Raw genomic sequence first — 24897 nt, 5'->3', positions numbered from 1 at the left:
GCGTCATGTACGGCGACAACTGGATTCAAGAACTGGCAAAACTCGAAAGCGCAAACGAACCTTGTGTGATGGTAACCGTGCTAAATGAGCGCGGGTCTGTGCCCCGAGGCGCGGGAACGAAGATGCTGATCACCGCCGACCGGCTGATTGCTACGATTGGTGGCGGGCATCTTGAACACATTGCCACTCAGGTGAGTCGCGCCATGCTGGAAGAGAAAGCGACCGAAGTAAAAGTCGATACCTTTAATCTTGGAGCCCGCTTGGGGCAATGTTGCGGTGGAATGGCAACCTTATGTTTTGAGCCGATAGGCACCCGTCAGCGCCACCTGTACTTATTCGGTGCAGGTCACGTTGCTAAGGCACTGGTCCACGTGATCGCCACACTGGATTTCGATATCACGTGGATCGATCAACGTGAGCATGAATTTCCCGCACATCTGCCTGAAAACATAAAGCAACTTGTCAGTGACGACCCAGTCGGTGAAGTGACGTTTGCTCATGAAAACAGCTACTTTCTGGTCATGACGCACAACCATCAACTCGATTTTGACCTCACAAGAGCTATCCTTGATAGAGGAGACAGTACCTATTTTGGTGTCATAGGTTCATCGACCAAGCGCAAAAAATTCGATATGCGGCTAAGACAGCGAGGTTACAGCGATCAGCAGCTCGCCAAGATGACCAGCCCCATCGGCATCCGCCATGTCCCTGGGAAACGACCTGAGGAAATCGCCGTGTCGGTCGCTGGCGAACTCATCGCCCATTACCAGCAAGCAGAACAATCGGCACCGAACAACCAAGGCAATACGCGCTCATGCGAGACAAAACCATGCATCACACAGCAAAAACAAGCTTCAATCTAAAGGAAGCAACATGACAACCACGACGCATGCTTTTCGAAGCGCGGTGCTGCACAGTGTGGCCGATCCACAGGAAGTGGGGCTGGAAAACTCGTATCAGTATTTTGAAGACGGCATAATTGTCGTTAAAGAGGGCATCATTGATCACATCGGCGATGCAAGCACCCTCTTACCTACGTTGCCACCTTCTATCAATATAACGCAGTTTGAAAACAAGCTGATCACGTCAGGCTTTATTGATACCCATATTCACTACCCACAAACTGGGATGATCGCCTCTTATGGTGAGCAGCTATTGGATTGGCTGGAAAACTACACCTTTCCAGAGGAATTGAGATTCAAAGATCCCGACTACGCACGGCAAGTCGCCAAACTGTTCTTGGACGAGCTAGCGAGCAACGGCACTACCACGGCTTTGGTGTTTGGCACTGTGCATAAACAATCGGTCGATGTGTTTTTTGAAGAAGCGGAGCAGCGGAACCTCAGAATGATTGCGGGTAAAGTGTTGATGGACAGAAACGCGCCAGAATCGCTGACCGATACCCCCGAGTCGGGCTACGCCGATTCCAAAGCCCTTATCGAAAAATGGCATCAACGCGCTCGTCTGCATTACGCAGTAACGCCTAGATTTGCCCCCACCAGCACCAACGAACAACTCGCTACAGTTGGTAAGCTCTTAAAAGAGTACCCAGACGTTTACCTGCATACACATCTTTCTGAAAACAAAAAGGAAATTGAATGGGTACTGGATCTTTTCCCAGAAAGGAAGAGCTATTTGGATGTGTACGACCACTACGGTTTACTGCACAAACGCTCGGTGTTTGCTCATGGTATTCACTTATCGGATACTGAGTGCCAGCGGTTGGCGGAGACTCAATCTGCGATTGCCTTTTGCCCCACCTCTAACCTCTTTCTTGGTTCAGGTTTGTTTCGGTTATCTAAGCTGGAGAAACTTGGGGTTCGGGTAGGCATGGGCACCGATGTGGGCGCAGGAACCAGCTTTTCCATTCTGCAAACCATGAGCGAAGCCTACAAAGTCATGCAGTTACAGCAAGAAAAGCTTCACCCGATAAAATCGCTTTATTTAGCCACACTTGGTGGGGCAAAAGCATTGCATCTAGAAGATAAAATTGGAAACCTAGAAAAAGGCAAAGAGGCGGATTTTGTGGTGTTGGATCTGCATGCCACGCCCCTGATGAAATTTCGCATGAACCAAACCAAAACGCTGGACGAAAAATTGTTTGTGTTGATGAGCCTAGGGGACGACAGAACCGTATGTGAGACCTACATTATGGGTAAAAGCGTTTATGCTTCGGAGCCGCCAAATAAATATCGATGATCCCATCTTCGTGAAACCCCATGATCAGCCCATATTGTTAACCGAACGACTGACGGCTAAAACCATCGTGGCTGTATTTGGAAGGGTCGAGAAAAGCAACCTTGCATCGTTGTTTCTTCGCCTAAAATTGGGGGGTTATCGAACCGATCCTAATTCAGATGATACGAACTGTTATCGGTTCGATGTCATTGCTTTAACGAGTTAAGCCACCAACAAACTCTACAGCTAGGTTCGATCAAAACCTCTTGAGCCCTCGCCTTCGTTTGTTTGAGCGTCTGTACATTAAATAAACGTTTCGGCTTTCCTAAGTAACACCGAAGGTGAAGACCAAGTAAAAACAGCTTCTTTCACCTTACTGCCACATGGTGCACTCCAATCACTCAAGTGAGATTGCGTTGCGCCAAGTGCCAAATAGAAATGTTTCGCTGCAACATTTTGCTCCAGCACTTCCAAATAAACGCCTGAATCTGGGAAGTATTTTTCCGCCCACTTAGCCGCTTCTAACATTAATTTAGTGCCTAGACCATGTCCTTGATATGCCAAGTCCACGTGTAAGTTATCGATAATGGTTCCGTATTCAAAATTGTGGTTACCATAAACGCAAATGAACCCGCACAGTTCACCTTCGTTTTCTAGCACGAGGACGTTTTGATTAAACGATGGGTTGGTCAGACGTGTTTGCCAAACAACGACTCTATTGTTTTCTGCGTATTGCTCTATATAAGCATCGGTCACCAAACCACGATAATGTTGTTGCCAACTTTTCGCGTGTAAGTGTGCAATTCGCTCGTAATCTTGATAATTCGCTTGCCTTAATTCCACTCTATCCTCCTTGAGTGCCAGTACTCCATGCCACACCAACGGTTTTCATTACTTGAGCAGAAAAGCGAGAATGACTTAAGCGCCTACGTCTTCGCTTTTTACAAAACCCATCATTAAAAACACATGAGTGTAATGCCAGTTAATTCTCACTAAACCAAGCTGCTTGAGGTGGCTTGGGTATCGCGCAATTAACATTAAATACAGCGCAGTTTCCTACTGCTTCACTAGCTTCTACTACAGTAAAGCAAAACAAACCGAATTATTCACTTTATTTGCTTAAAATAACTACATTTACAGAAATTAAAATCATATATACCTAGTTTGATAGGCTAAAAGCCATATAAAACTAAGACTATATGGTCAAACAAACCAAATAGGCCAAAAAGTTGGCATGGGTTTGGACGCTCGATAGCACCGAGATATGAGAGAAATGAGAGGGGGATTCCAACAAGCTTGAAGCCATAGCTGACTGATGGGCAGTAGAAAAAGTGTGAACTTAAACGACCCACACAACACGGATTGCCAATCCAATCAGAATGATCCCTGAGATACGATCAATAAATACCGCTTTTTGGCGAATTTTGTCGATCACTAAAGGCATAGAGAGCAACAACGTAATGAGTGTGTACCACAAGCCGTCCACAATAAATGGGGTGGCCACAATCACCACTTGATTAAACAGCTCGTTTCCTAACACAACAAATTGGCTAAACAAAGCAATAAAGAAAAGGGTAATTTTGGGGCTCAATATCGAAATTAAAAAACCTTCTCGAGCAGAAGTAAAAACAGACACACATTCTCCCGCTTCTAAACGCGCCGCGACCCCACCTTTGGAACGCAGAGCATTAAATCCGAGATAAGCGAGATACGCCGCCCCCAAATAGCAGATGGTTTTAAACACAATGGGAGACTGTTGCAAAACAACCGCCAAACCAATAATCGTAATCAACGCATAGATCCCAATGCCAAACGCATGCGCCCAAGCCGCCGCAAGACCATTCCTTCGCCCACCTGCTAACGCATGCTTAGAGACAGTCACTAAGCTTGGTCCTGGTGACATCGCACCCAGTAAACAAATCGCGAATAAAGAGAGCCAAACGCTTAATGTCATTGTTCGTCCTTTGATATCGTTATGATTCCGGTGTCACTCTCTCATTTCGCACTGCTGGCTTGCAAGTTTTCTTTACTCATTGCTGTAACCTCTCCCCTCATAAAATTTACATAAATTTAACATTACAGCAATTTATTAGACTTTGTTCACAAATATGCACTGGGAAGAATTTATAATATTCAATCGACTTACATGGAACTCAAAGCAGTTGAACGAATTGCACGGAGGCAGAGATGTTCAGCAAAACGGGACTTTCAATCGTTCTTTGTACGTTCATTTTGACAGGATGCATGTCGTCCAATGTCAAATGGCGCGAGGGAAGTCAACCAGATAATAAAGATGAGTGGGTCCGATTTAAAACCAACTATTTCTTTCGAGTGATCAATTCTTGTGAACCACCCAAGCCAAGAATACTAAGAAATGCAAAAGACTCTATCCTCTCTACCAATAACGGTTACATGCTTAGCGACACCTTATATCGGTTTACACTCACGGGTAAAGCGCACCCTTGGAATGCGGTGAAGTTTGAAGCTGGAACCCTGCTGGCAAATCAAATTGACCCCTTCTCCACTCACGTCATGTACGATAAAACCAGCAAAGAAATAAAAACAGCGTCAGTCGGCAGCACCGCAAGCATTAACACCACTAATGAACAGCAAACTAAGTTAGACACCATCAATGCTGAAATAAAAACCGTCGCAGAAAAGCTAGACAAGGAACAGGCGAAAAATAACGTTAAAAATCAGACACTCATTGACTCATATCAACGTCAACTTGGGTTGCTTGAAAATGCACGAAGCGAAATATTCCGGTTTCTTTATGGGAATAAAGTGGAACCACCTTTCGAGTTATCCAATGAAGAATCGAAAAAAATTAAAAATTCCGAAACGTTTCGAAACCTAAATGATGATCAGCGTGACAAAATCAATAAAGATCTTGATAACAATATCCTCAGTTTTAGCTCTTTCAACTCTCCCTTTTTTGAGCTTCTGGACTCCAAAACCATCGAAAAACACCACAGTAAATTACAGCGCATCGACTCACCCAGTGTCCAATCGGCTAGCGCCTACACACGCAGCGATTGTCCACCCGGTTTTTCCCGAAATCACGGTTTTCTCATTCTTGGTCCTGAAGGCTGGAAGCATTTTGACCCAGAAGAAAGATTGTTGCTCGCCATGTATACCTCAGAAGCGCCGTTGATCTCGACCATGACGAAGCTATCTCAAAAAATGACGCAAGCGCACAGTCAAACTCGGCTCAATGAAAAACCCTTTCAACAAGAGGTGCAACGCGCACTTGAGTCGCAAAACACCTATCTCAAGTCAAAAGAGGAATGGGAAAATAAACTGGACGTCCTTATTCAGTCTTTTAAAGATGCCAATGGTAGTACCAATAATCAGGATTAGGGAGAATGAAAATGACGAAGCTAATTGTTTTACTCTCTGTAATCACGGCACTTTCAGGCTGTGTTGCCGTAAAAACCTTAGTAAACCCATATAAAGGAAGCTCCATGGAAGTGGAGGTAGACGTGTACCAAGGTCCACTGTCCAAATCGAAAGAAGTGCAATGGCAAGAAATACAAGTCTTACGTCGCTCGTTGGAAGGATTGTGTGCGTCGTCCTTCACATCTCTAACTTTCAGCAAAAGTGCCGTTCTAAAAACAGAATTAGAAAACTATGCCAAATGTGCCAGCAAAGTACTTCAGGACATTTATTCTAGAGCATTGTGGCCAAACATAAGCTCAAACAAGAAGGTAACGAACACCGTCGATGATGGTAAAAAAGTCACGACGTATGAACTGGATCAAACCATTACAGGGACATCGATAAAAGCCACGAAAACAACCGTTGAAAAGGGAAAAGGGCAAGAAGGCAATCAAAAACCGAATCCAATCAAGATCACAACATCCGCGACAGAAATAAAAAACGCAGAACACACGGCTTTGATTGCTCGCAGTTTACTGGCACGTAGCGAATTGCTATTGCAGCAAATTAAAGGAGAAGATCGCCATTTGCTGCCTTTGAGCGCCTATTTGGCTGAAGCTTCGCCTTCTTTGTTTATCGAATACTGCTACCAGTCAACCGACCCAAAAACCAATAATTGGCAATGTGACTACGGTAGAAAAACAGGTTTTGCCAAGCCTAACATGGCTGATGGTTTGTTAAATGAACAATACTGGCAACGAATTAACCATGTCCATAGCTCAGGTATGGGGGACGTCGCTACAGCGTTTGTGAAAGATGAAATAGGAAACTGGTCACTAAAAAGCTTCGACTCCAACCCCGAAGCATTGTTGAAAGCGTACCAAGATCTTTCCTTTCAAGCGCTTTCCACAGCCACCAAGCTCGCGGCGGGGAATGTCTCCTCCATTTCGTTAGAAAGCCTTGATAAATCCAAGCGATTCATTGCGTATGCGGAAAGCATTGCATTCGGTGATTCATCCAGCACTTCAAACACCCTATCAGAGAAGCAGGTCGCGTCCCTGAGGCAAGAAATGATCTCGACCCTTGAAAAGGTTAAACAGAGTTATGCCAACAAAAAATCCGACATTGAAAACAGAAAACCTTTGGATAATCGTGATGAATTGAATGAAAAGCTGACCGTCCTAAAAGGTAACGTGGAAGACAAATTGGAAGAGCTTTGCAAAACACTAAAAAGTGCCTCTGAAGACACAAGAGACGGCAGCGGCTTATGCGTTCCTCACCAAAGTCGAAACCTAGACAAGCTGTCAGACATGGAAAGCTACTGGAAAAATCAATTAGAAGCCGATCCTAAGTTGCTTTCTCAAGGCGATGGTAGCCGATTGGCGGCTTGGTCTAATCTCACCAACGCAATAAATGCCGGAATAAAATTGGAAGAGGAAAAGTCAGTGCTTGAGCAAAAACTTAACCAAAACCAGACCGACCTAAAACAGTTGGAAGACGAAGTCGATAAAGCCGTGCAAGAGAAATTAGACCCCTATATGTTGAGACTGGTGACGTTCCAAGGCCTTAGTTACGATACGAGCCCTGAGCCTAAACCTTAGAACCTTAGATTCTAAGCCTTAGATTCTAAGCCTTAGTTTCTCAACCTTAACCGTTAGCCTGCGGTGGTATTCAAATGGCTAACGTAAGCCTGTTAGGCTTCGTTTAAGAAGCCAATTTGGATCTATTACTTTCCTCTAAGGGAGCGGGTGACGGTTTGCCCGCACCGACCAAATAGACAGCTAAGGCGGCAAGTCCGAAGCCAATCACGCCGGTCATATCGAAACGCTCGTCAAACAGAAGCCAAGCTTGCACGGCGGTAACAGGAGGCACTAAGTAAAATACAGACGCCACTTTTTCTGACTCACCATGATCCACCATATAGAGCAGCAGCAACACCGCCAATACCGAAACCACAATGACCAACCATGTCAGCGTTGCGACGAACGTCAGTGTCCAATCTATCATAAGCGGTTCGAAAGCATAGGCAGCCATAGTGAAAACAATCAACGCTGCGAGATATTGCCAAGTCACACAGGTCACCAAATCGGTCCCGTTACAGAATTTCTTTTGATAAAGCGTGCCAAACGTTATTCCCATCAAAGCAACAGCAATAGAGAAAAATGCCCCCCCTTGATTGGTCGCCTCTACCCATTCTATTTTTCCATTCAATACCAAAAAGATCCCAACGAGCCCTAGCGCTAAGCCCAGCCATTGATACCAGCGTAAAAAGGCAGTACCGACCGAGACCAAAACAACTGCCGTTAGAACCGGTTGTAACCCCACCAATAAGGCACTCAGGCTGGCTGGCATTCCGAGTTTAATAGCAACATAGGTGCCACCAAGATACATACCGTGAATCATAAGCCCAGAGATGCAGGCGTGAAATGCCTTGTTAGGGCTAAGGGCCTTACGCTTAAGCAATACGACCAACACGCCTAACACGACAACATTCAATGCCGTTCTAACGGTCAGCAAAGTGGCAGGATCGGTAAATTGCAACCCCAACTTAGATCCAACAAATCCTGAGGCCCATAACACAACAAATACCCACGGTATAAGACTTAACGGCATAGCTTTCTCCTTTTGGTTTACTGTATTGGATACAGATATTCAAAAAAGGTACAGTTAAGGCTAAATTAATGGGTACAGATTGAGTAAGGCAAACGGATGAACAGCAAAAAATACCAAGACGTTATTAAGTATGTGCATACTCAAATTGCCAAAAATCGATGGATCAGCGGTGAAAAAGTCCCATCCATTAGAGCGCTAAGCCTTGAACTGTCGGTATCAAGAAACACGGTTATTCGAGCGTATCAAGAGCTGGAAGCCGCGAGAATCTTATACGCCGAAGCACGTTCTGGGTATCGGGTTCGTGGTGAATCGGAACCCTCGCTCAATGCCCACATCGAAGCACCGGGTTACGTTGACCTGCTGTCTAAAACCAAGTCTATTTTGAAAACCCCTCTTGGTGCTCACCTCATGCCCGCGGGTTGCGCGCACCCCGACACCGACTTTCCTGCCATTCGCTCATTGTACGCCGAAATAGGCAGGCAAAGCCGCTACCAAGCTCATATCCCCTGTCATTACCAGCTCCCGCCAGGCAACGACAAGCTTGTCGACCAGCTCCGAAAGCTTTGTCTAGACAACGACATCGACTGCACAAAATCCGATATTTTGGTCACTCACGGTGCGCAGCAAGCGATCAGTTTATGCTTACAAGCTTTAACCTCCCCCGGAGACATCGTCGCTGTCGAGTCGCCGGGCTATTTTGGGAACTTGCTTTTAATGGAATCGCTGGGGTTGAAAGTCATCGAGATCCCAAGCCACCCAGTGACAGGAATTGATGTAGACGCCGTGATAACCGCGCAAAAGGAATGGGCCATAAAAACCCTGCTCGTCACACCGAACTTTAATAACCCCACCTCCTCTGTGATGCCGCTGGAAGCCAGAAAACGGCTTCTTGATGTCACTGGGGATCTTCCTATCATTGAAGACGATGTCTTTGGTGAACTGTACTTCGACACACACTTGCCTTCGCTTATGGCATTAGACACCAAAGATCGAGTGGTGTATTGCAGCTCTCTTTCAAAGACGTTGGATTCACGCTTAAGGTTAGGATGGATTGTTGCCGGAAAGCACCGAGCCATCATTGAAAAGCGATTACTGAGCGACAACATGGGGTCGTTGAATTTAATGCAAGCGGCCATCGGTGAATTTTTATCGACAGGCAAATACCGCCAACACCTCATGAAAATTCGTCGGCATTACGCCAAAAAACAAAAGCTGTTCATACCTTGGTTAACACAAGCACTGGATGCTCACGATTGCCTTAAAGATCAGTATTCCATGAATGTGTCTAACGGCAGTTACATTGTGTGGATTGAATTTCCAAAAAACTTGAACAGTGACTTACTGTATGAAACCTGCTCAGAGCGTAAAATAAGCCTATTTCCCGGTTCACTGTTTACAACAACGAAACAGTACGACCATTGCATTAGGCTAAGTTTTGCAAGGTTTAAGCCCAACAAAAGCTGGCAAAATGGATTAACCGAGCTCGCGAGGTTAACCGCAAAACTTCTCGACGCCTAATACGCCCTTTGATTGAGGCGCGGTTAGGTAGTTAGGTGGTTAGGTGGTTAGGCGGTCGAGCGTAGACGCATCACATTAAAATCGCCGGTTGAAAAACTCTGCTAATACGGTGTGTGTGATCAAATGCTTTAAGTGAGGCATTGCCTGAAGTTCATCCCGAATTTCATTCAACCGCTTCATGGTTGGCGCTTCAATAAACACCATCATATCGGTTTCGCCACTGATGGTATGCACCCATTTAATTTCAGGAATATCTGCCAATTTAGCGCCATAGGTATCGCAACTGTACTCGGCTCGCGAGGTATCAAAATACAGCGCAATATAGGCGCTCAATGAGGCATCTGGCGGGGCGATTTTCACTTGATAACCAAGAATCACGCCATCGTCTTCCAACTTCTTTATTCTGGACGTTATGGCACTACGAGACAGGTTCACTGCTCGCGCTATGTCGCTGACCGAGCGCCGACCGTCTTGCGCCAAAATCGACAGGATTTCCTTATCAAACTTATCCAATGGTTTCCCTTTCTTCTCATTGATACGGGTAGAGCGTGCGCTACCGAGACAAAGTGTCTGTGAAAAGTGTCATTTTAACGGAGTGTTTCGTCATTTTGCCAGATGTATATTGAGCATAAAGAATATAGTCTTGAGTCTGTTGACCAATTATTCTTCATGGACGAAGCAGTGCACGAACTCAAAAAAGAAATCACCCTGATCTCAGGTGTCGGACAGCTCTCTACCACTTTGCTTGGTACGGGTCTATTTATGATTCCAGCCATAACCGCAGGTATTGCGGAAAAAGCGTCACTATGGTCGTGGGTGATACTGTTTGCGGCGATTTGCCCTATCGCCTTAACGTTTGCCATGCTGGGTCGCCGCCACCCAAATGCGGGTGGAACGGCACATTTTGTTAAGCTGGCGTTCAACGCCAGGCTAGAACGAAGTGTCGCTTGGTTATTTTTGTCGGTCATTCCTGTTGGCGTACCAGCAGCCGTTGCACTCGCTGCCAGCTTTGCAAAGCCTTGGCTGCCAGAAGTGGTGCAATCTCAATTTGTCGCAGAGGGCTTTACCGTTGCGCTGCTGCTCGGCGTAAACCTATTGGGCAGTAAATCGTCCTCTCAACTCCAAACGCTCATCGCACTGTGCCTGTTTACTTTGATCATCTTGTTTTTTTGGCAAGGTGACGTTCAACCTTCCGACCTCACCATGCCTGCTTTCTCTTCTGTTGAATGGGTGCCTGTTGGCTCGGCTCTCGCTGTGATGTTTTGGTGCTTTGTGGGCATTGAAGCGTTTGCGCACATGGGAGAAGAATTTAAAAACCCAGAAAGGGATTTTCCTATCGCCATCATTTTAGGGTGTTTTGTTGCGGGGTTAACGTATTGGGCGTGTTCGGTTGTTGTGTTGAAATTCCACGCTTACGGCACTACAGAAATGGAAACCGGAGCAATACCGTGGATCACCGCTCATCTGTTTGGCGAAGGCAGCCGAGTGGTTATCAGCATTATTGCCTTTCTGGCTTGTTTTGCCAGCGTGAATCTTTACCTTCAGAGCCTGTCTCGTATGCTTTGGAGCCAAGCTCGCCAACATAAGCCAAACGGTAAATTAGCCAAAGTTTCCTCCAGAGGCGTACCTGCAAACGCGACGTACGTCATCAGCATGACGCTATTGCTTTCCTTACTTTTTGGGCGAGTGGTGGGTCTGGATTTGGAGATGTTTGTTAAACTCGCCAATGGTATCTTCGTCTTGATTTATCTTCTGGCGATGTTATCCGCGGTCAAACTGCTGACTGGCGCAGCAAAAGGTTTGGCTTGGCTGTCTTTGGTGCTCTGCGTGTTGGTGTTTGCTTGTTTGGGGTGGGCAATGCTTTATGCCATAGTTGTTTTCGCCCTGCTGCAAATACCGACCGCCAGAAAGCGTAAGCCGTTCGCGACCAAAACGTAGCAGTGAGTAACGTCATCGTCCGAAAAAACAAAAGCGAGTAAACACCCACGCCTGACTTATCCATCAGGCATTTTGATTTCTATTTCTCTTATCTCTTATCTCTCAGCTTCGCCACTTTCTCACAAATGTAATGCCCAATGGGGATCGCGGAAGTGGCCGCTGGAGAAGGTGCGTTGCATACATGCAAACTGCGTTTGGATTCCACAAACAAAAAATCATGAACTAAGGTGCCGTCTTTCATCACGGCCTGAGCGCGGATCCCTGCTGGGTAAGGTTCGAGATCACCGAGCGCGATTGCGGGGCAATATTTATTAACGAGCTTAAGGTAGCCGGGCTTCCACCATGAATTTTTGGTTTCTTCTAGCCCCGCTTTCAAATGCTTGGTAAGCACTTTCCAAAAGCCTTCAAAGCGCATCATTTCAATGGTGTCTTTCAAGCTAAAATTGAGCGCCCCATACCCTTCCCTTTTCCAGCCTTGAACCGCATTAGGACCGACGGTCACAGAACCATCGATCATTCGAGTCAAATGCACACCAAGAAATGGGAGGTCCGGATCAGGGATAGGATAAATCAGGTGATTGACAACCTGATTGTGCTTTTCCGCCAATCGATAGTACTCGCCCCGAAAAGGCACTATCTGAAAATCGGTAGGCAACCCCATGAGCTTGGCGACACGATCCGCCATTAAGCCACAACAGGCGACAAGAAACTGGGTGTCGACGATCCCACCGTCAACCCACACTTCTACGCTTTCAGCGCTCTCAATTAAATGTGTTACCTTGGCATTGAATCGAATCTCTCCCCCTAGATCGGTAAATTCTGCTGCCATGGCCATGCAGACTTTGGTGTAGTTGACGATACTGGTGGTCGACACATAGATCGCCCCTAACCCCGTAATATTGGGTTCACGTGCTTTTAACTGTTCTTCAGACAACATCTCGACATCAATACCATTGGCTTGGCATCGCTCGAATAAGGCTTCCATCCGCTTAACCTCGACAGAATTTGTTGCCACTAAAAGTTTGCCGCAGTTTTCGACCGGAATATCATGCTTCGCACAGAACGCCTTGGTTGCATCCACACCCTCACGACAAAACCGAGCTTTCAAACTGCCTGGCGCATAGTAAACCCCAGCATGAATAACGCCACTGTTGTGCCCAGTCTGATGCATGGCGAGTTGCTTTTCCTTTTCGATAAGCAAAATCCGCGCACTGGGTTCGTTTTGTTGGAGCTGCCATGCTGTGGATACCCCGACAATACCTCCCCCTAATACAACGTAATCATATTGCACACATCCCTCCTATTGAGCGTTCTGTCATATCTCACAATTTTGTTACATGTGAACCGTTGTAGACAGTTCTTTTGCTAAACTCAGTGTCAAATAGTGACTAAGGACGAGAAGCGACTGGGAACCGTCGGTAACCGAGCATGATCAGTAACCAAGAACGATCAGTAACCAAGAACCGTCAGCAACCGAGAACGAAAAATAACCGAGAACCGTCAGTAATGGAGAACAATCAGTGATGGAGAACAAAACGCCGTCACACCCCTTTCGAAAACTGCCTATTGTCCTCCTAATCGTTTTGGCAATGAGCCTAACATTGCTCTTCATCCGAGACACCACCAAAGGTTGGTTGTTAGACAGCACGCATCTGAGCGGTCAGGATCGATTGCTTATCTATGTGGGCGATATCCGCCGAACCCTAGCACGGTACGATTTCCTACCCTATTTAATTGCAGAGCACCAACCCAGCCGAGCGTTATTGGAAGGCGATGTCTCTCAAAGAGATGCCGTCGAAACCTACTTGGCTCAATTGGATAAAGCGTCTCAAACTCGTGGCTGGTATTTACTCGATTTTAAGGGGGCTTTCGTTGCCAGTAGCAGCCCAGTTTATCAATGGCGCGAATCCGATGGCTTAGCCATTACCTCATTAATGCAGCAGTTGGGAGGAGAGGTGGTCACCCTGAACTACCTTTCTCAAGGGCAAGCACGCTATTATCGCGCCGCCCCAATTTACGGTTCTCAAGGCTTGATTGGGATCGCGGTAGCAAGGATAAACCTTCAAACGCTGTCTGAGTCTTGGCTAGCCAACAACGAATTTGTGTTGATCAGTGATCGCCAAAAGCGCTTCTTCCTCACAAGCTCTCAATCCATATTGAAACGCCAAATTGGCAAAGACACCATGCCACCGTTCAGCCCGTTTTTGCTCCCTGATGGCACGGAAGTGAGCCTCGTTTCGATTGAAAACCAGCCTTATTTGGTTCAGAGCGTAAGCTTGGATGACTTGAAGTGGAACATTCATTACTTAACCCCCATCAAGGAGCTTGATGACACCGTAAACACCGTTATGTTGATAGCCACGATTGTGATGCTGTTGATCCTAGTGGTTATTATGTTAACGATTGAAAGAAGGCAAAAAATCCGCTCAAGGGAAGCCCTGCAACAAGCGATCTCCGATTCAGAAAGGCAGCTACGCACCATCATATCGAAGACCAATGTCGGCTTGCTGATGCTGACGGGACAAGGCCGTGTTGCCTACATCAACCCTATGGCATTGCGCTATTTTGGTTTGTCTGAACCGCTCGCCACCCATATGGAAGCCTGGCAGTTGTTTGAAACCATGGTGGGCAATACCACGGTTATGTCGATGCTAAAAAGTTTATCGACACACGCTAATTTCTCGAGACAATCTGGCTTCTCGAAACAATCTGATTTATCGAAACAATCTGGCTTCTCACAGCACAAAAATAAAGACATCACAGAACTTAGCGCCGTAGAAGTGATGGCACAGCGCAGTGATGGTTCTCGTTTTCCCGTGCTTTTCTCTCTGACTTACCTGACATTTGGTGCGCAATCCGGTTACCTTGTCACTCTCATCGATATCAGCAAACGAAAAAAGGCGGAAAACGCCCTTCAAAAAGCGAACCTAGAATTGGAAGAGCGCGTCAAAGCCAGAACGCTGGCTCTCGAAGCCGCGCAAGATGAACTGGTTCAAAACAGCAAAATGGCGGCACTAGGCCGAATGTCGAGTGCCATCACTCATGAACTCAATCAGCCTTTAACGGGCATTAGAACCTTATTATCGAGCAGCGGCGTGCTGATAGAACGTCAGGAAACCGATTTACTCAAGGCAAATATGAAGCTAGTAGACAGCCTAATTGACCGGATGGCGACAATGACCAGTGAGCTTAAAACGTTCTCTTACAGCCGCTCTCAAGCACTGGTTCCGCTCTCCATTCCAACGATAACCGAGGAAGTGCTTCAGCTCCATGCCGACACACTCCAGCCTATTCAGGTCACCGTAAGTTGGCCAAACCCGATGCCTGATGCACTGGGGGAGCCACATCGACTGGCGCTGGTGATTGGGAATCTGATATCCAATGCGGTTGATGCGATGAATCCATCATCCGCCCCAACCCTGAAGATCAAGGGGGTGGTTTTAGACAACACCATTGAGCTTCATATTAGAGATAACGGTACAGGGTCAACCGATGACGCACTACAACACCTATTCGAACCTTTTTACACCAGTAAGAAGGTAGGACAAGGGTTAGGGCTAGGCTTAGCAATATCCGCAAACAGCATGAAAGAAATGCAAGGCAAGGTATGGGCAACAAACAACGCTAGCCTCCCAGCGCTGAAAAAAAGCGCCCCCCCCACACACGAAGCCGGGATGACGTTTGTATTAAGCTTGAAGAAGGCCAACTAGAACAAGATCAAATCAACGGGTCTCCATTTCGCCCACCACTTTGTCATTTTGGTAGCTGTAATAAAATAGCCCGACAAATACCAGAACGGCCGCCACACGCAACGCTAGCGGCACATCTGGCCACATCATAACCACACCAAGCGTTGCGATAACGATTCGTAACCCCGCGCTTAAAGGCGATTCCAAGTAACCTTCTAACGCCGCGATAAGGGCATAGACGCCGAATACGGAGAAGACACCAATCGAGATGACCGAAATGAGATCCCAGCTCACCAAGGCGGTATAGGCCATTAGAACCGGCACGATATACAGCCCTTTTGCAATTTTCCATGCCGTGAGCCCCGTTCGCATCGGGGGGGTTCGCGCAATGGTTGCAGCGGCAAACGCGGTTAAGCAAACTGGGGGCGTGACATTACTGTCTTGCGATAACCAGAAGATGATCAAATGGGCGGCAAGCAAGGCAAGCCCAACGCTCTCTAACCCAATGGCTTGTTCCAACAACGTCGGTAAAAATTCCGCAGGCACTAAGGCTATCAAGCTTTGCGCTTTCTCTACCGCCATTGGCGCATTCAACAAGGCAAGCTGATCCGGCGCCACCAGCATAAATATGGCTTGAGCTTGCTCGGGTAGTTGCCCTAACGTCAGCATTTCTAGCAATTGGTCTTGAGCGATCAAGTTATAAAGCGCAGGTGCAGACAAAGTGCCGAGCACGATATACGCCGCGGTGACTGGCAGCCCCATCCCCAAAATTAAGGAAGCAAGGGCTATCAGCACCAGCATGACCATCAAGGAGCCACTCGCCCATTCATTGATCATTAACGAGAAGGTATTTCCAATACCCGTTGTGCTGATCACATTGATGACAAGCCCGATACCCGTTAATAACACAGCGGTGGTGGCCATGTTTCTCGACCCTTGTGCCAGTGCTTCAAAGATCGCTTTTATGCCCATTTTATTCGGTGACAACCAAGAGGAAACCACAACCGATATGATAGAGATACCCGCAGCATAGGTTGGTGTAAAACCAGAAACAAGCAAGTAAACCAGCACGACTAAGGGAATAAGGTAATGCCAGCCAGATGCCAGCACTTTAAGTATTGGTACACTGTTCTCTTCGACTTGATGCACGCCACTTCTTTTTGCCTCTATCCGAACAAAAAACGCGACAGAGAGAAAGTAAATCAACGCTGGAACGATGGAAACAGCCACAATATCGACATAAGGAATCTGTGTATAAGATGCCATGATAAAAGCACCAGCCCCCATAACGGGTGGCATTAACTGCCCGCCGGTTGAAGCGGCGGCTTCAACACCGGCTGCAAACCTCGAAGGAAACCCAGCTCGCTGCATAAGTGGGATGGTAATCACTCCCGTTGAAACCGTATTGGCCACGCTGGAACCCGAAACCGATCCCATTAACCCCGACCCCATCACAGCAACAAAACCCGGCCCGCCGATCACTTTGTTGGCTGCTGCACGGGAAACATCAATAATGAAATCTCCGGCACCAGACCGGACAAGAAAGGCCCCAAAGAGAATGAACATGAACACGTAACTCCAGCTGATTCTGGAGATCGTACCGAACATGCCCTCGGAACTGTAGAAACTGCGATAAAGTAAGGTTTCTGCACTCAACCCCGGAAAGTGAAAGATACCGGGAACCCATTGCCCCCACCACACGACATACGTCAGCGAGATAACAATCAGCACGGGTATGAACCAGCCAATCGTTCGTCGAATGACTTCAAGGACAATGATCATACTCATTAATGAAAACACCCAATCGGACGTAACGAACTTCACGCCACGTTCATACAAGGCGTCTTCCGCGAGTGGGATATAAATCAAACAAGATACCGCAGCGGCGGCAATAACCATATCAATGGCGAGTGCAAATCGGCTCTTTTTCCAGCCTTTCCGAGCAGGGTACAGCAGCGCGCACATCAATGAAAAACCGGCAAAATGCGTGGCTGAAACCCACAACTCCGGCAACGTCGCCAAGGTGTTAAACCAAATATGCAGCCCAGCCAGTACAATGCCTACAGCCGTGATAAACGTCGTTAGCCACGGAAAATCCGTTCTTATGGGCAACTCAAATTGCGCCAACTCGACGTCTTGTTTTTCTTCCATGATCTTTTCCTCATGTACGGCAGAAAAACTGTACCCGAGCCGAGGGGGACTCAGTTCGGGTGCAGTGAGGGTTATTGAGCGATAACGCTGTTGATCGATAACGCTGTTGACCAAACAGCCATTGATCAAAAACCACGAGTCAAAAGCTATTGATCAAAAGCTATTGATCAAAAGCTATTGCTCAAAAACTATTGGTCAAAAACTATTGAACAATAAGGTGCGACGGAATAGTAATACCTTGTTCTTTGTAGTAACGAGCCGCGCCAGGGTGCAGTGGCACAGGCAAGCCGGAAATCGCTTTTTCAATCGCCATCGCTTTGGTGGCTTTATGAATGCCGTTTAAGAAAGTCAGGTTTTCGTAGATGGTTTTAGTTAGCATGTAAACATCATCATCGCTAATGTCATCACGAACGGCTAAGAAATTAGGCTGCGCAATCGTATTGATGTCTTTGTCTTGACCAGGGTAAGTGTTGGCTGGGATCACGAAGCGCGTCCACAATTCATACCCATTGTTGGCTTCTTTGATTTGTTCATCCGTAAAGTTCAATACTTGGATCTGATTACCAAGCGCGGCGTAAGCACGTGTCACGGCACTGACTGGCACACCGGCGGGGGTGTTCATGCCATCAATTGCGCCGTTTTGTAGTGCATCGGCGCTGGCACCATAGCCGAGGTAAGCAAGGTTAAATGTATCTGGGTTAACGTTTAAGCCAGACATAATCTGACGCCCCGATCCTTCTGTACCCGAATTCTTTTTACCAATGGAGAATTTCTTACCGTTCATCTGTGCCAAGTCGCTCACCGTTCCTGTTTTTGCAAACTGAGAACGCACAACAAAATGCTCGACGTTTTGCCAAAGCATGGTGACAGAACGTAAATTCTTCTGAGGACCAGATTGTTTTACTTTGCCTTCGCCATTCCATGCCCAAGCACCGTATAAACCTTGAAGAATGGCAAACTGCGCTTCATTCTCTCTAAGCAGTTTTACGTTTTCACCCGACCCAGCAGAGCTGATCGCAGACAATGCAAACTTATATTTGGGTTCCAACTTAATTTTACTTAATGTTGCCAATGCAACCCCGACGGGATAGTAAGTTCCCCCAGTCGATGCGGTGGCTAAAATGTAGCTGCGATTTTCCGCTGCCGATGCGACTCCCGAAACCGAAGCCGCAAGTGTGGTGGCGACAAGAAGAGATTTTACGAGTGTGTTTTTTAACATGTTACGCTCCATGTAGAGTTATTGACTCACCTTTTCATTCAAACACAGTGGCTTAATTGAATCCTGTGAGCTTTTGTTGTCTCCATTCCCTACTGCAACATACGAGCCAAAACTTAACCTTTTGTTTTCATTACAATTCAATTCAAGCCCACCTCTAAATGAGCAAAATTTCGCTTATTTGAGTGAAATTCGATGAGCAAAATCTTGCTCATCGAATTTTATGTAAATTCTTTGTTAACTATGGCTTGAAATGAATTATCTGACCTTTGAGCCTTATTCCACCAAACGATCGGCAAAATTTCGCTCATGTTAAATAGACTCAAATGGCCTTAGGTGTAGGGTGTCTTTTTCAGGTCGAGAAAGCGGTTATTTAGAAAGGTAATCCTGTCGGCTTAAACCGTATTTTTGCATTTTCTGATTCAGTGTCCGTCTTGGCAGATCCAGTTCAGCCATCACTTGGGTGATGTTCCCCTTGTGTTCGCGTAGGGATTTATCGATCACTTTTCGTTCAAAATTATGCACTTGTGTCGCAAGAGATAAGGTGTTGATGACTGGCTCTGAAGACAGCGTCGCCGACTCAGACAAGATATCCGCTACCGAAAGATCATCATGCGCAAACCGGGTCGCCACATTTCGTAATTCACGTACGTTACCCGGCCAACGGTAACTCAACATCGTCTGTTTATCACTGAGCGTCGCAGGTCGGCATTTCGAGTTCGCCTGACGAGTATAGTGCTCAAACAAAATGACCACGTCTTTATCGCGCTCCCTAAGCGGTGGAAGCGTAAGCTGCGCCACATTCAGCCGATAATAGAGATCTTGACGAAAATTGGGGTGGTCAAACAGATTGTCTTTCGCTGCCGCAACCACTCGAAGGTTGATTTGAATAGGGTTATTTGCCCCCACTCTCTCGACGGTATGTTCTTGCAATGTTCGGAGCACTTTTACTTGCATCGACAGAGGCATACTTTCTATTTCATCCAGAAACACAGTGCCTTTGTCGGCATACTCTAACTTGCCAATTCGTTGTTTACCTGCACCCGTAAATGCGCCCGCTTCATGACCAAACAGCTCACTTTCAAACAAGTTTTCAGGAATGGCCGAACAGTTGATGGGCACAAAACGGTGAACGGCCCGCGTGCTGAGTTTATGCAGGCAATTCGCCACCAACTCTTTGCCGCACCCAGTTTCACCATAAATAATGACGTTTGTATCCATCATCGCTATTTTTGCCAGTTGCTGGCGCAAGTTCACCATAACGTCACTTTGCCCAATCAGAACTTGTTCTAGCCCGTCTAACTGATCCAAATAATCAAGCCTTTGCTGGCTTTCTTGATGAGCTTGCAGCGAAGAAAAGGCGTGACTCACCGTATCGACCAAGCGATCTGGATCAAACGGTTTTTCGAGGAAATCGAACGCGCCATCACGCAGCGCTTTGACTGCCATGCCGACATCACCATGCCCCGTCACCAACACAATAGGCACTGAGGGTATTCTGTTCAACAGGGCGTTCATTAAGGCCAAACCATCGTAATCAGGCAACCGCACATCGCTGACAATAACGCCTGAAAAGGAGGGCGAAATGCCTTCGATTGCCGATGTGCCATCACCATATTCTGTTACGGAAAAACCCGCTAGTTGCAGCCATTGGCTGGTTGCTTGGCGAACGATATCGTCGTCTTCAATCAATACGATTTGAGAATCCATTCTGAATACTGCCTTTTATTGTCTGAATCTTGAACCTGTGATCATGACACTCTGGAAATGGCTACTTTCACAGGTTTCAAATGTAGCATCCAGTAGGACAACATCGCTATGATTACGGCATTCACGGGAACCACACCGGGTAAAAAAGCGCCTCCGGCAATGCCCGCCACAAAGGCATAAATACCAAACCAATTCACTTCCCGAAACTCAATACCCGTGTAGTCTTGATATTGGTGACGCCGCATTAAAAAGTCGGCAATGATCACACCACCAATAGGGGGAATGGCGAGCGACAGAAAGTGCAACCATTCGATAAAATGCTCATAAAGCCAAAGCGCAAATAAAGTGCCAAGCAATCCATTTAGCACCGACAAACGGTGGCTAGGTAACTGCGTGATGTTCGAAAAGGCCAACCCTGAAACATACAAAGCGTTATCATTCGTCGTCCATACATTCAGACCTAAAACGACAATGGCAGGAATTAACAACCCCTGTGCAAGCATTGCATCAAACAAGTCAGCATAACCAATGCTAGAGCTACTTAATGCACCAAACACAAACATAACCGAATTACCAAACAAGAACGCTAATACAGTAACGAACAGGGCTTTTTTATGGTTTTTAGCAAACCTCGCAAAGTCTGCCGTTAACGTAGCGGCACTGATGAATGTCCCCACCACTATGGTCAATGCTTCTGTTGTGCTCAATTTGCTAGGGATAGAACTCAATTCACCATAAAGCGCACCCACCGTAAACGTGTCAAGCGCACACAATACGGAATAGCCGCCGAACAGTAAGATCGATGGAACCGCGATAGCCGAGAGGAATACGAGTGCCGAAATACCAAAATAAGCGGTGCTCACCATCAGCAAACCACCCACCGTAATCAATATGCGCACATCCACTCCAATGGCTTTACTCACCGGGATGGCAAACATCGCTACGCCCACGCCAAACCAACCAACTTGTGTGCCGCCCAATATAAGTGAAGGGAGCCAGGAACCTTTGTGACCAAATGAAAAGTGAGTCAACAAGTGAGTTGAGAGACCGGTGGTTGAACCTATGTAACCTAACAGCCCTGCGTACAAAGCCAACATAACATTGCCAGCGAAAACGACCCAGATAAAGTCTGACGTTGATAATCCACTCCAAACCACACCGCCGGCTTGCATGCTAGCAGAAAAAAGCGTGAGCCCAACCAGTACCAGACCTAAAGCCAGTGTTCGCTTTCTCGCATAATAAGGAACCGGACGGAGGCTATAATTTTCATCAAAAATCATGTCGAATCATCTTTATATTGACGGTAAAGATCGGTGTGGCTTGTAACGGTGTTTCGCCCTATTCGTTTGGAGTGATATAAGGCTCGGTCGGCTCTTTGCATTAAATCGGTTATGGAGAGCTTCGCAAAGTATTGTGCGACACCAAAACTGCAGCTCATGATGCCCGCTTCAAAAGGTTCCGCATTAATGGCGCGTCTTAATGTTTCAGCCAAGTCCTTCGCCTGTTCTTCTGTTTTTCCTGAACAGATGACGAGCAGCTCTTCTCCCCCCCAACGCCCGACTAAATCGGCATCAGAAATGTTTTCTTCAAACACTCTGGATATGGTCACCAGTGCTTGATCTCCAATTAGGTGCCCGTAGCGGTCGTTTAACGCTTTAAAGTGGTCAATATCCCCGAGAATAACGCTGAAGGGTTTACGGCTAAAACCAAATTGCGCGACTTGTTCTGCCAAAACGGTATCGATGGTGTAGCGGTTATACAACCCTGTGAGCTGATCTTTTGTGGACAGCTCTTCTAGTTTGCGGTATTTCACTTGCAATACGTAGTAACTGTACCCCATCGCACACGCCGCAATAGAGCCGATAACCAATACCGCCCAAACCAGCCGGTTGTCGCTAACGGGTTTGTAATTGACTGGTGCCCATGAATCCAAAATGGAGGAATGCAGACGAATGTCCATTTTGTCTATGGCTTTATTGAGGATTCCCGCTAATTCTTGTTCAGATTTATTCACACCCACACTCAGCGGAAATGATTGATTCATTCGGCTTCCAATCATCAGGTTTGGAAAATAGTTTTGAAGATGGTAGGTCAACACTGGGAGGGCACCGATAAACCCAAACAGTTCTTTATTTTCGACCAGTTGAAGCCCTTCAAATGCTGAATCGACCGGGACAAAGTTGATCTCGGAGTACCGCTCACGGAATTCATCAGCAAGACCATGATTTTGGTTAAAACCAATATATCGCCCCCCCAACGCACTGATTTCGGCGGCGTAAGGGGTACTCTCATGGATAGCCACTGCAATAGGCAAAGAAAGATAAGGTTGGGTAAAGGTCATATAATCCAAACGGGACTTGTTTGGGCTGGTTAACGTAAGCACATCGCATTTACCCGCTTCGATGTATTGGAGGGATTCTTTCCAACTTGCACTTAACACGTGTTCGAAGTTTACGGCGAGACTTTTCTCAAAATACTGAACATACTCCCCAGTCATTCCTTGGGCTTTGCCATCCAAGTTCCCCTCTATAGGCAGAAAATCAGGGTGAGTACAATAGCGTATGACCTTCTTTTCATTCAGGTAGGTACGCTCACCTCGGCTCAAGTTAAGCACATTGACTTTGTTGGTTTGATTGTTCGTCAGCCATTTACGTTTCAGCGATTGGATGGTTTCAGGCGACAATGACAAATACGCTTTATCAAGAATCGTCGCGAGTTCTGGTCGATCATTTCGGACAGCCAGTGCTTGATAATAAACACCAAGGTTGACATGTTCAGCAAGAGACGTCACTCGAAGGGGCGAATCGATATAGTTTTCTAGATAAAAACGCAAAACGTGTTCACTATCAAGTGCGGCCGACACGCCTCCACTCACGACTTTTTCAATGGAATGCAGGGGGCTTTGAGTTTCGACCAGACGGATCTCAGGATAATGTTCTCGGAGAATAGGAATTTCCGCCGCCCCTTGCACAACCGCAAGCGACTTTCCTGTTAAATCGGAAAGCTGAGTAATCGAACTAATGGTATCACTTGAGACGAGTGCATTGGTGACGGTAATCGTTCTAGAGTCTGTGAACTTGGCGAATTCCTTGCTTTCTGGCGTCGGCGTCATGTTAGAAATGATATCGAGCTCTTTCGCCTTCAATTTGTCTTGTGCCTCTGTCCAGCTGGTTACATCGACAAACTCAACTTTTGCGCCAACCTGCTGAGCCAGCAACAGTACTAATTCTGTCGCATAGCCTTTCCTCTCGCCAAATTCGCGATAATTGAATGGGGGCCAATAGTCCTCTGAGTGCACCTTCCAAACGGGGTACTGCTCTAGAAACAGCTTTTCTTTCGCTGTGAGTGCTTCCTCTCCCTGAGCTTTAGCCATCACTATTAACGCCACTACTAATGGAATAACCCAACGTAGAATAGGTGAAAATTTATACATCTAGGAGAGTGTTTCCTCTTCAAATTGAGCTAAAAATTAAAATCCAAAAAAGAGATGGACTAAATACCACGATGTCGCTGACAACGATTTTAACTCAGCCATCAGTGATGTCGATTCCAATTCTTCATTAATTCAATACTTCATACTCATGTGTGACCAGCTTCAAAGCTCATCACTCGGTACTTTAATTCTTGCCTCTAACTATAGGTTAACTTAGTGAATAACTCATAAATACACGTTGAATAATATGCGTATATGTCAATTATCGTTCTCATCTCTGCAATGAAAATCTTATTTCCGCACGATAGATAACCTTCTTTGGATCGTGCTCATTGTTGTTAATAAGAAATAATGAGCTGATTATTAAAAACTTGTATGACTCACTTGAGTTTCCACCTCTCCTAACAATTTTTACATTTCATCAAATATATGTATAGTTCAACACAATCAGATAGCCGTATGCTATTCTTTGTTATTAGATAAATATCAAAACTCATGCATTCAAACGAAACTTGATCTTAATATAATAAATTCGTTGGTCATTTACTTACGGTTTTTACATTCTTTAATGGAGGAAATATGAGCGTCATACTTAAAAACATGTTCGGTCTTTTACTTTTACTTATTTTTTCAGGACTTAGCTCTGCACAAAGTAAAAATGAAATTTTAACGGTCACTGGCGAAGTAGAAAAGCCTGTCAATTATACGTTAGAAAAGATCAAATCATTTCCTCAGTTTTTGATTACAACTAATACCCCATGGACGAATGAAGCCCACTCTTATAAAGGACCAAAGCTAGAAGACATTTTAACGGATGCCAAAGCCAAAGGTTCATGGTTGACATTAAAAGCACTCGACAAATACCAAGTTACGGTGGATTTTGAACGGATTCGCCAATTCAACCCCATATTAGCTTGGGAAGATAATGGTAAAGAAATGTCGGTTCGAGGAAAAGGACCGTTGTGGGTTATCTTGCCAAAGGACCATTATAAAGAACTTCAATCTCAAATATTTAACGACTATATGGTCTGGCAGCTAATTAATGTCGAAGTACTTGCTAAGGAACCTTGATA

The 24897-nt window shown here is 46.1% G+C and carries 18 protein-coding genes; 8 read left to right on the top strand and 10 right to left on the bottom strand.

Annotation, left to right across the window (positions count from 1 at the left end):
• Window positions 1–5 precede the first annotated feature (5 nt).
• Together xdhC and guaD are read left to right on the top strand one after the other, a co-directional pair.
• A complete protein-coding gene (xdhC, locus tag HC752_RS09225) occupies window positions 6–863 on the top strand; it encodes a xanthine dehydrogenase accessory protein XdhC (RefSeq protein WP_190334852.1) in 858 nt (285 codons plus the stop codon).
• A gap of 10 nt (window positions 864–873) precedes the next feature.
• Window positions 874–2199 (top strand): guanine deaminase, encoded by a 1326-nt coding sequence (guaD, locus tag HC752_RS09220; RefSeq protein WP_190334851.1) that lies wholly within the window; start codon window positions 874–876, stop codon window positions 2197–2199.
• A 282-nt stretch (window positions 2200–2481) separates the two neighbouring features.
• Here the strand turns inward: guaD and HC752_RS09215 are convergent, their stop codons facing one another.
• Together HC752_RS09215 and HC752_RS09210 are read right to left on the bottom strand one after the other, a co-directional pair.
• Window positions 2482–3021, bottom strand: a complete 540-nt coding sequence (locus HC752_RS09215) for a GNAT family N-acetyltransferase (RefSeq protein ID WP_190334850.1) — start codon at window positions 3019–3021, stop codon at window positions 2482–2484.
• A gap of 496 nt (window positions 3022–3517) precedes the next feature.
• The gene (locus tag HC752_RS09210; RefSeq protein WP_190334849.1) at window positions 3518–4132 is read right to left on the bottom strand and encodes a LysE family translocator; all 615 of its coding nucleotides are present in this window, start codon (window positions 4130–4132) and stop codon (window positions 3518–3520) included.
• Window positions 4133–4365: 233 nt separating this feature from the next.
• Between HC752_RS09210 and HC752_RS09205 the strand changes: the two genes are divergently transcribed.
• Both HC752_RS09205 and HC752_RS09200 read left to right on the top strand, forming a co-directional pair.
• On the top strand, window positions 4366–5538 hold the full coding sequence (locus HC752_RS09205; protein WP_190334848.1) for a hypothetical protein: 1173 nt from the start codon (window positions 4366–4368) through the stop codon (window positions 5536–5538).
• 11 nt (window positions 5539–5549) lie between these two features.
• The gene (locus tag HC752_RS09200; RefSeq protein WP_190334847.1) at window positions 5550–7157 is read left to right on the top strand and encodes a hypothetical protein; all 1608 of its coding nucleotides are present in this window, start codon (window positions 5550–5552) and stop codon (window positions 7155–7157) included.
• A 103-nt stretch (window positions 7158–7260) separates the two neighbouring features.
• Here the strand turns inward: HC752_RS09200 and HC752_RS09195 are convergent, their stop codons facing one another.
• Window positions 7261–8169: a DMT family transporter gene (locus HC752_RS09195; RefSeq protein WP_190334846.1), complete on the bottom strand. Its 909-nt coding sequence runs from the start codon at window positions 8167–8169 to the stop codon at window positions 7261–7263.
• A 96-nt stretch (window positions 8170–8265) separates the two neighbouring features.
• On the opposite strand from HC752_RS09195, the gene HC752_RS09190 reads away from it, so the two are divergent.
• The gene (locus tag HC752_RS09190) at window positions 8266–9687 is read left to right on the top strand and encodes an aminotransferase-like domain-containing protein (RefSeq protein ID WP_190334845.1); all 1422 of its coding nucleotides are present in this window, start codon (window positions 8266–8268) and stop codon (window positions 9685–9687) included.
• 75 nt (window positions 9688–9762) lie between these two features.
• On the opposite strand, the gene HC752_RS09185 is transcribed toward HC752_RS09190, so the two are convergent.
• The gene (locus tag HC752_RS09185) at window positions 9763–10200 is read right to left on the bottom strand and encodes an Lrp/AsnC family transcriptional regulator (RefSeq protein WP_190334844.1); all 438 of its coding nucleotides are present in this window, start codon (window positions 10198–10200) and stop codon (window positions 9763–9765) included.
• 168 nt (window positions 10201–10368) lie between these two features.
• Between HC752_RS09185 and yjeH the strand changes: the two genes are divergently transcribed.
• Entirely contained in the window at window positions 10369–11625 is a 1257-nt protein-coding gene (yjeH, locus tag HC752_RS09180) for an L-methionine/branched-chain amino acid transporter (protein WP_190334843.1), read from the top strand.
• Between the two features lie 88 nt (window positions 11626–11713).
• Here the strand turns inward: yjeH and lhgO are convergent, their stop codons facing one another.
• Complete coding sequence (lhgO, locus tag HC752_RS09175) at window positions 11714–12916, bottom strand: L-2-hydroxyglutarate oxidase (RefSeq protein ID WP_190334842.1); 1203 nt, start codon at window positions 12914–12916, stop codon at window positions 11714–11716.
• Window positions 12917–13148: 232 nt separating this feature from the next.
• Here lhgO and HC752_RS09170 point away from each other — a divergent pair, with 232 nt between their 5' ends.
• Window positions 13149–15335 (top strand): ATP-binding protein, encoded by a 2187-nt coding sequence (locus HC752_RS09170; protein ID WP_238930485.1) that lies wholly within the window; start codon window positions 13149–13151, stop codon window positions 15333–15335.
• A gap of 12 nt (window positions 15336–15347) precedes the next feature.
• Here HC752_RS09170 and HC752_RS09165 read toward each other — a convergent pair whose 3' ends face one another.
• The 5 genes from HC752_RS09165 to HC752_RS09145 form a co-directional block, all read right to left on the bottom strand.
• The gene (locus HC752_RS09165; protein ID WP_190334840.1) at window positions 15348–17465 is read right to left on the bottom strand and encodes a TRAP transporter permease; all 2118 of its coding nucleotides are present in this window, start codon (window positions 17463–17465) and stop codon (window positions 15348–15350) included.
• A gap of 202 nt (window positions 17466–17667) precedes the next feature.
• Complete coding sequence (locus HC752_RS09160) at window positions 17668–18684, bottom strand: TAXI family TRAP transporter solute-binding subunit (protein ID WP_190334839.1); 1017 nt, start codon at window positions 18682–18684, stop codon at window positions 17668–17670.
• A gap of 366 nt (window positions 18685–19050) precedes the next feature.
• Window positions 19051–20391: a sigma-54-dependent transcriptional regulator gene (locus HC752_RS09155; protein WP_190334838.1), complete on the bottom strand. Its 1341-nt coding sequence runs from the start codon at window positions 20389–20391 to the stop codon at window positions 19051–19053.
• Between the two features lie 41 nt (window positions 20392–20432).
• A complete protein-coding gene (gene codB / locus HC752_RS09150) occupies window positions 20433–21671 on the bottom strand; it encodes a cytosine permease (RefSeq protein ID WP_190334837.1) in 1239 nt (412 codons plus the stop codon).
• Window positions 21668–23824: a transporter substrate-binding domain-containing diguanylate cyclase gene (locus HC752_RS09145; protein WP_190334836.1), complete on the bottom strand. Its 2157-nt coding sequence runs from the start codon at window positions 23822–23824 to the stop codon at window positions 21668–21670. Before HC752_RS09145 ends, codB begins: the two co-directional genes overlap by 4 nt.
• 579 nt (window positions 23825–24403) lie before the next feature.
• Between HC752_RS09145 and HC752_RS09140 the strand changes: the two genes are divergently transcribed.
• Window positions 24404–24895 (top strand): molybdopterin-dependent oxidoreductase, encoded by a 492-nt coding sequence (locus tag HC752_RS09140; protein ID WP_190334835.1) that lies wholly within the window; start codon window positions 24404–24406, stop codon window positions 24893–24895.
• Window positions 24896–24897 lie beyond the last annotated feature (2 nt).

This window comes from Vibrio sp. S9_S30, from assembly GCF_014694455.1.
GTDB lineage: Bacteria > Pseudomonadota > Gammaproteobacteria > Enterobacterales > Vibrionaceae > Vibrio.
Note: the sequence above shows the minus strand (reverse complement) of the source record. Positions and strands in the feature narration are given on the sequence as shown.

Coding starts and splice junctions, on each gene's coding strand:
- xdhC (WP_190334852.1), top strand. CDS start 6: ATGTACGGCGACAACTGGATTCAAGAACTGGCAAAACTCGAAAGCGCA.
- guaD (WP_190334851.1), top strand. CDS start 874: ATGACAACCACGACGCATGCTTTTCGAAGCGCGGTGCTGCACAGTGTG.
- HC752_RS09210 (WP_190334849.1), bottom strand. CDS start 4,132: ATGACATTAAGCGTTTGGCTCTCTTTATTCGCGATTTGTTTACTGGGT.
- HC752_RS09205 (WP_190334848.1), top strand. CDS start 4,366: ATGTTCAGCAAAACGGGACTTTCAATCGTTCTTTGTACGTTCATTTTG.
- HC752_RS09200 (WP_190334847.1), top strand. CDS start 5,550: ATGACGAAGCTAATTGTTTTACTCTCTGTAATCACGGCACTTTCAGGC.
- HC752_RS09195 (WP_190334846.1), bottom strand. CDS start 8,169: ATGCCGTTAAGTCTTATACCGTGGGTATTTGTTGTGTTATGGGCCTCA.
- HC752_RS09190 (WP_190334845.1), top strand. CDS start 8,266: ATGAACAGCAAAAAATACCAAGACGTTATTAAGTATGTGCATACTCAA.
- HC752_RS09170 (WP_238930485.1), top strand. CDS start 13,149: ATGGAGAACAAAACGCCGTCACACCCCTTTCGAAAACTGCCTATTGTC.
- HC752_RS09165 (WP_190334840.1), bottom strand. CDS start 17,465: ATGGAAGAAAAACAAGACGTCGAGTTGGCGCAATTTGAGTTGCCCATA.
- HC752_RS09160 (WP_190334839.1), bottom strand. CDS start 18,684: ATGTTAAAAAACACACTCGTAAAATCTCTTCTTGTCGCCACCACACTT.
- HC752_RS09155 (WP_190334838.1), bottom strand. CDS start 20,391: ATGGATTCTCAAATCGTATTGATTGAAGACGACGATATCGTTCGCCAA.
- codB (WP_190334837.1), bottom strand. CDS start 21,671: ATGATTTTTGATGAAAATTATAGCCTCCGTCCGGTTCCTTATTATGCG.
- HC752_RS09145 (WP_190334836.1), bottom strand. CDS start 23,824: ATGTATAAATTTTCACCTATTCTACGTTGGGTTATTCCATTAGTAGTG.
- HC752_RS09140 (WP_190334835.1), top strand. CDS start 24,404: ATGAGCGTCATACTTAAAAACATGTTCGGTCTTTTACTTTTACTTATT.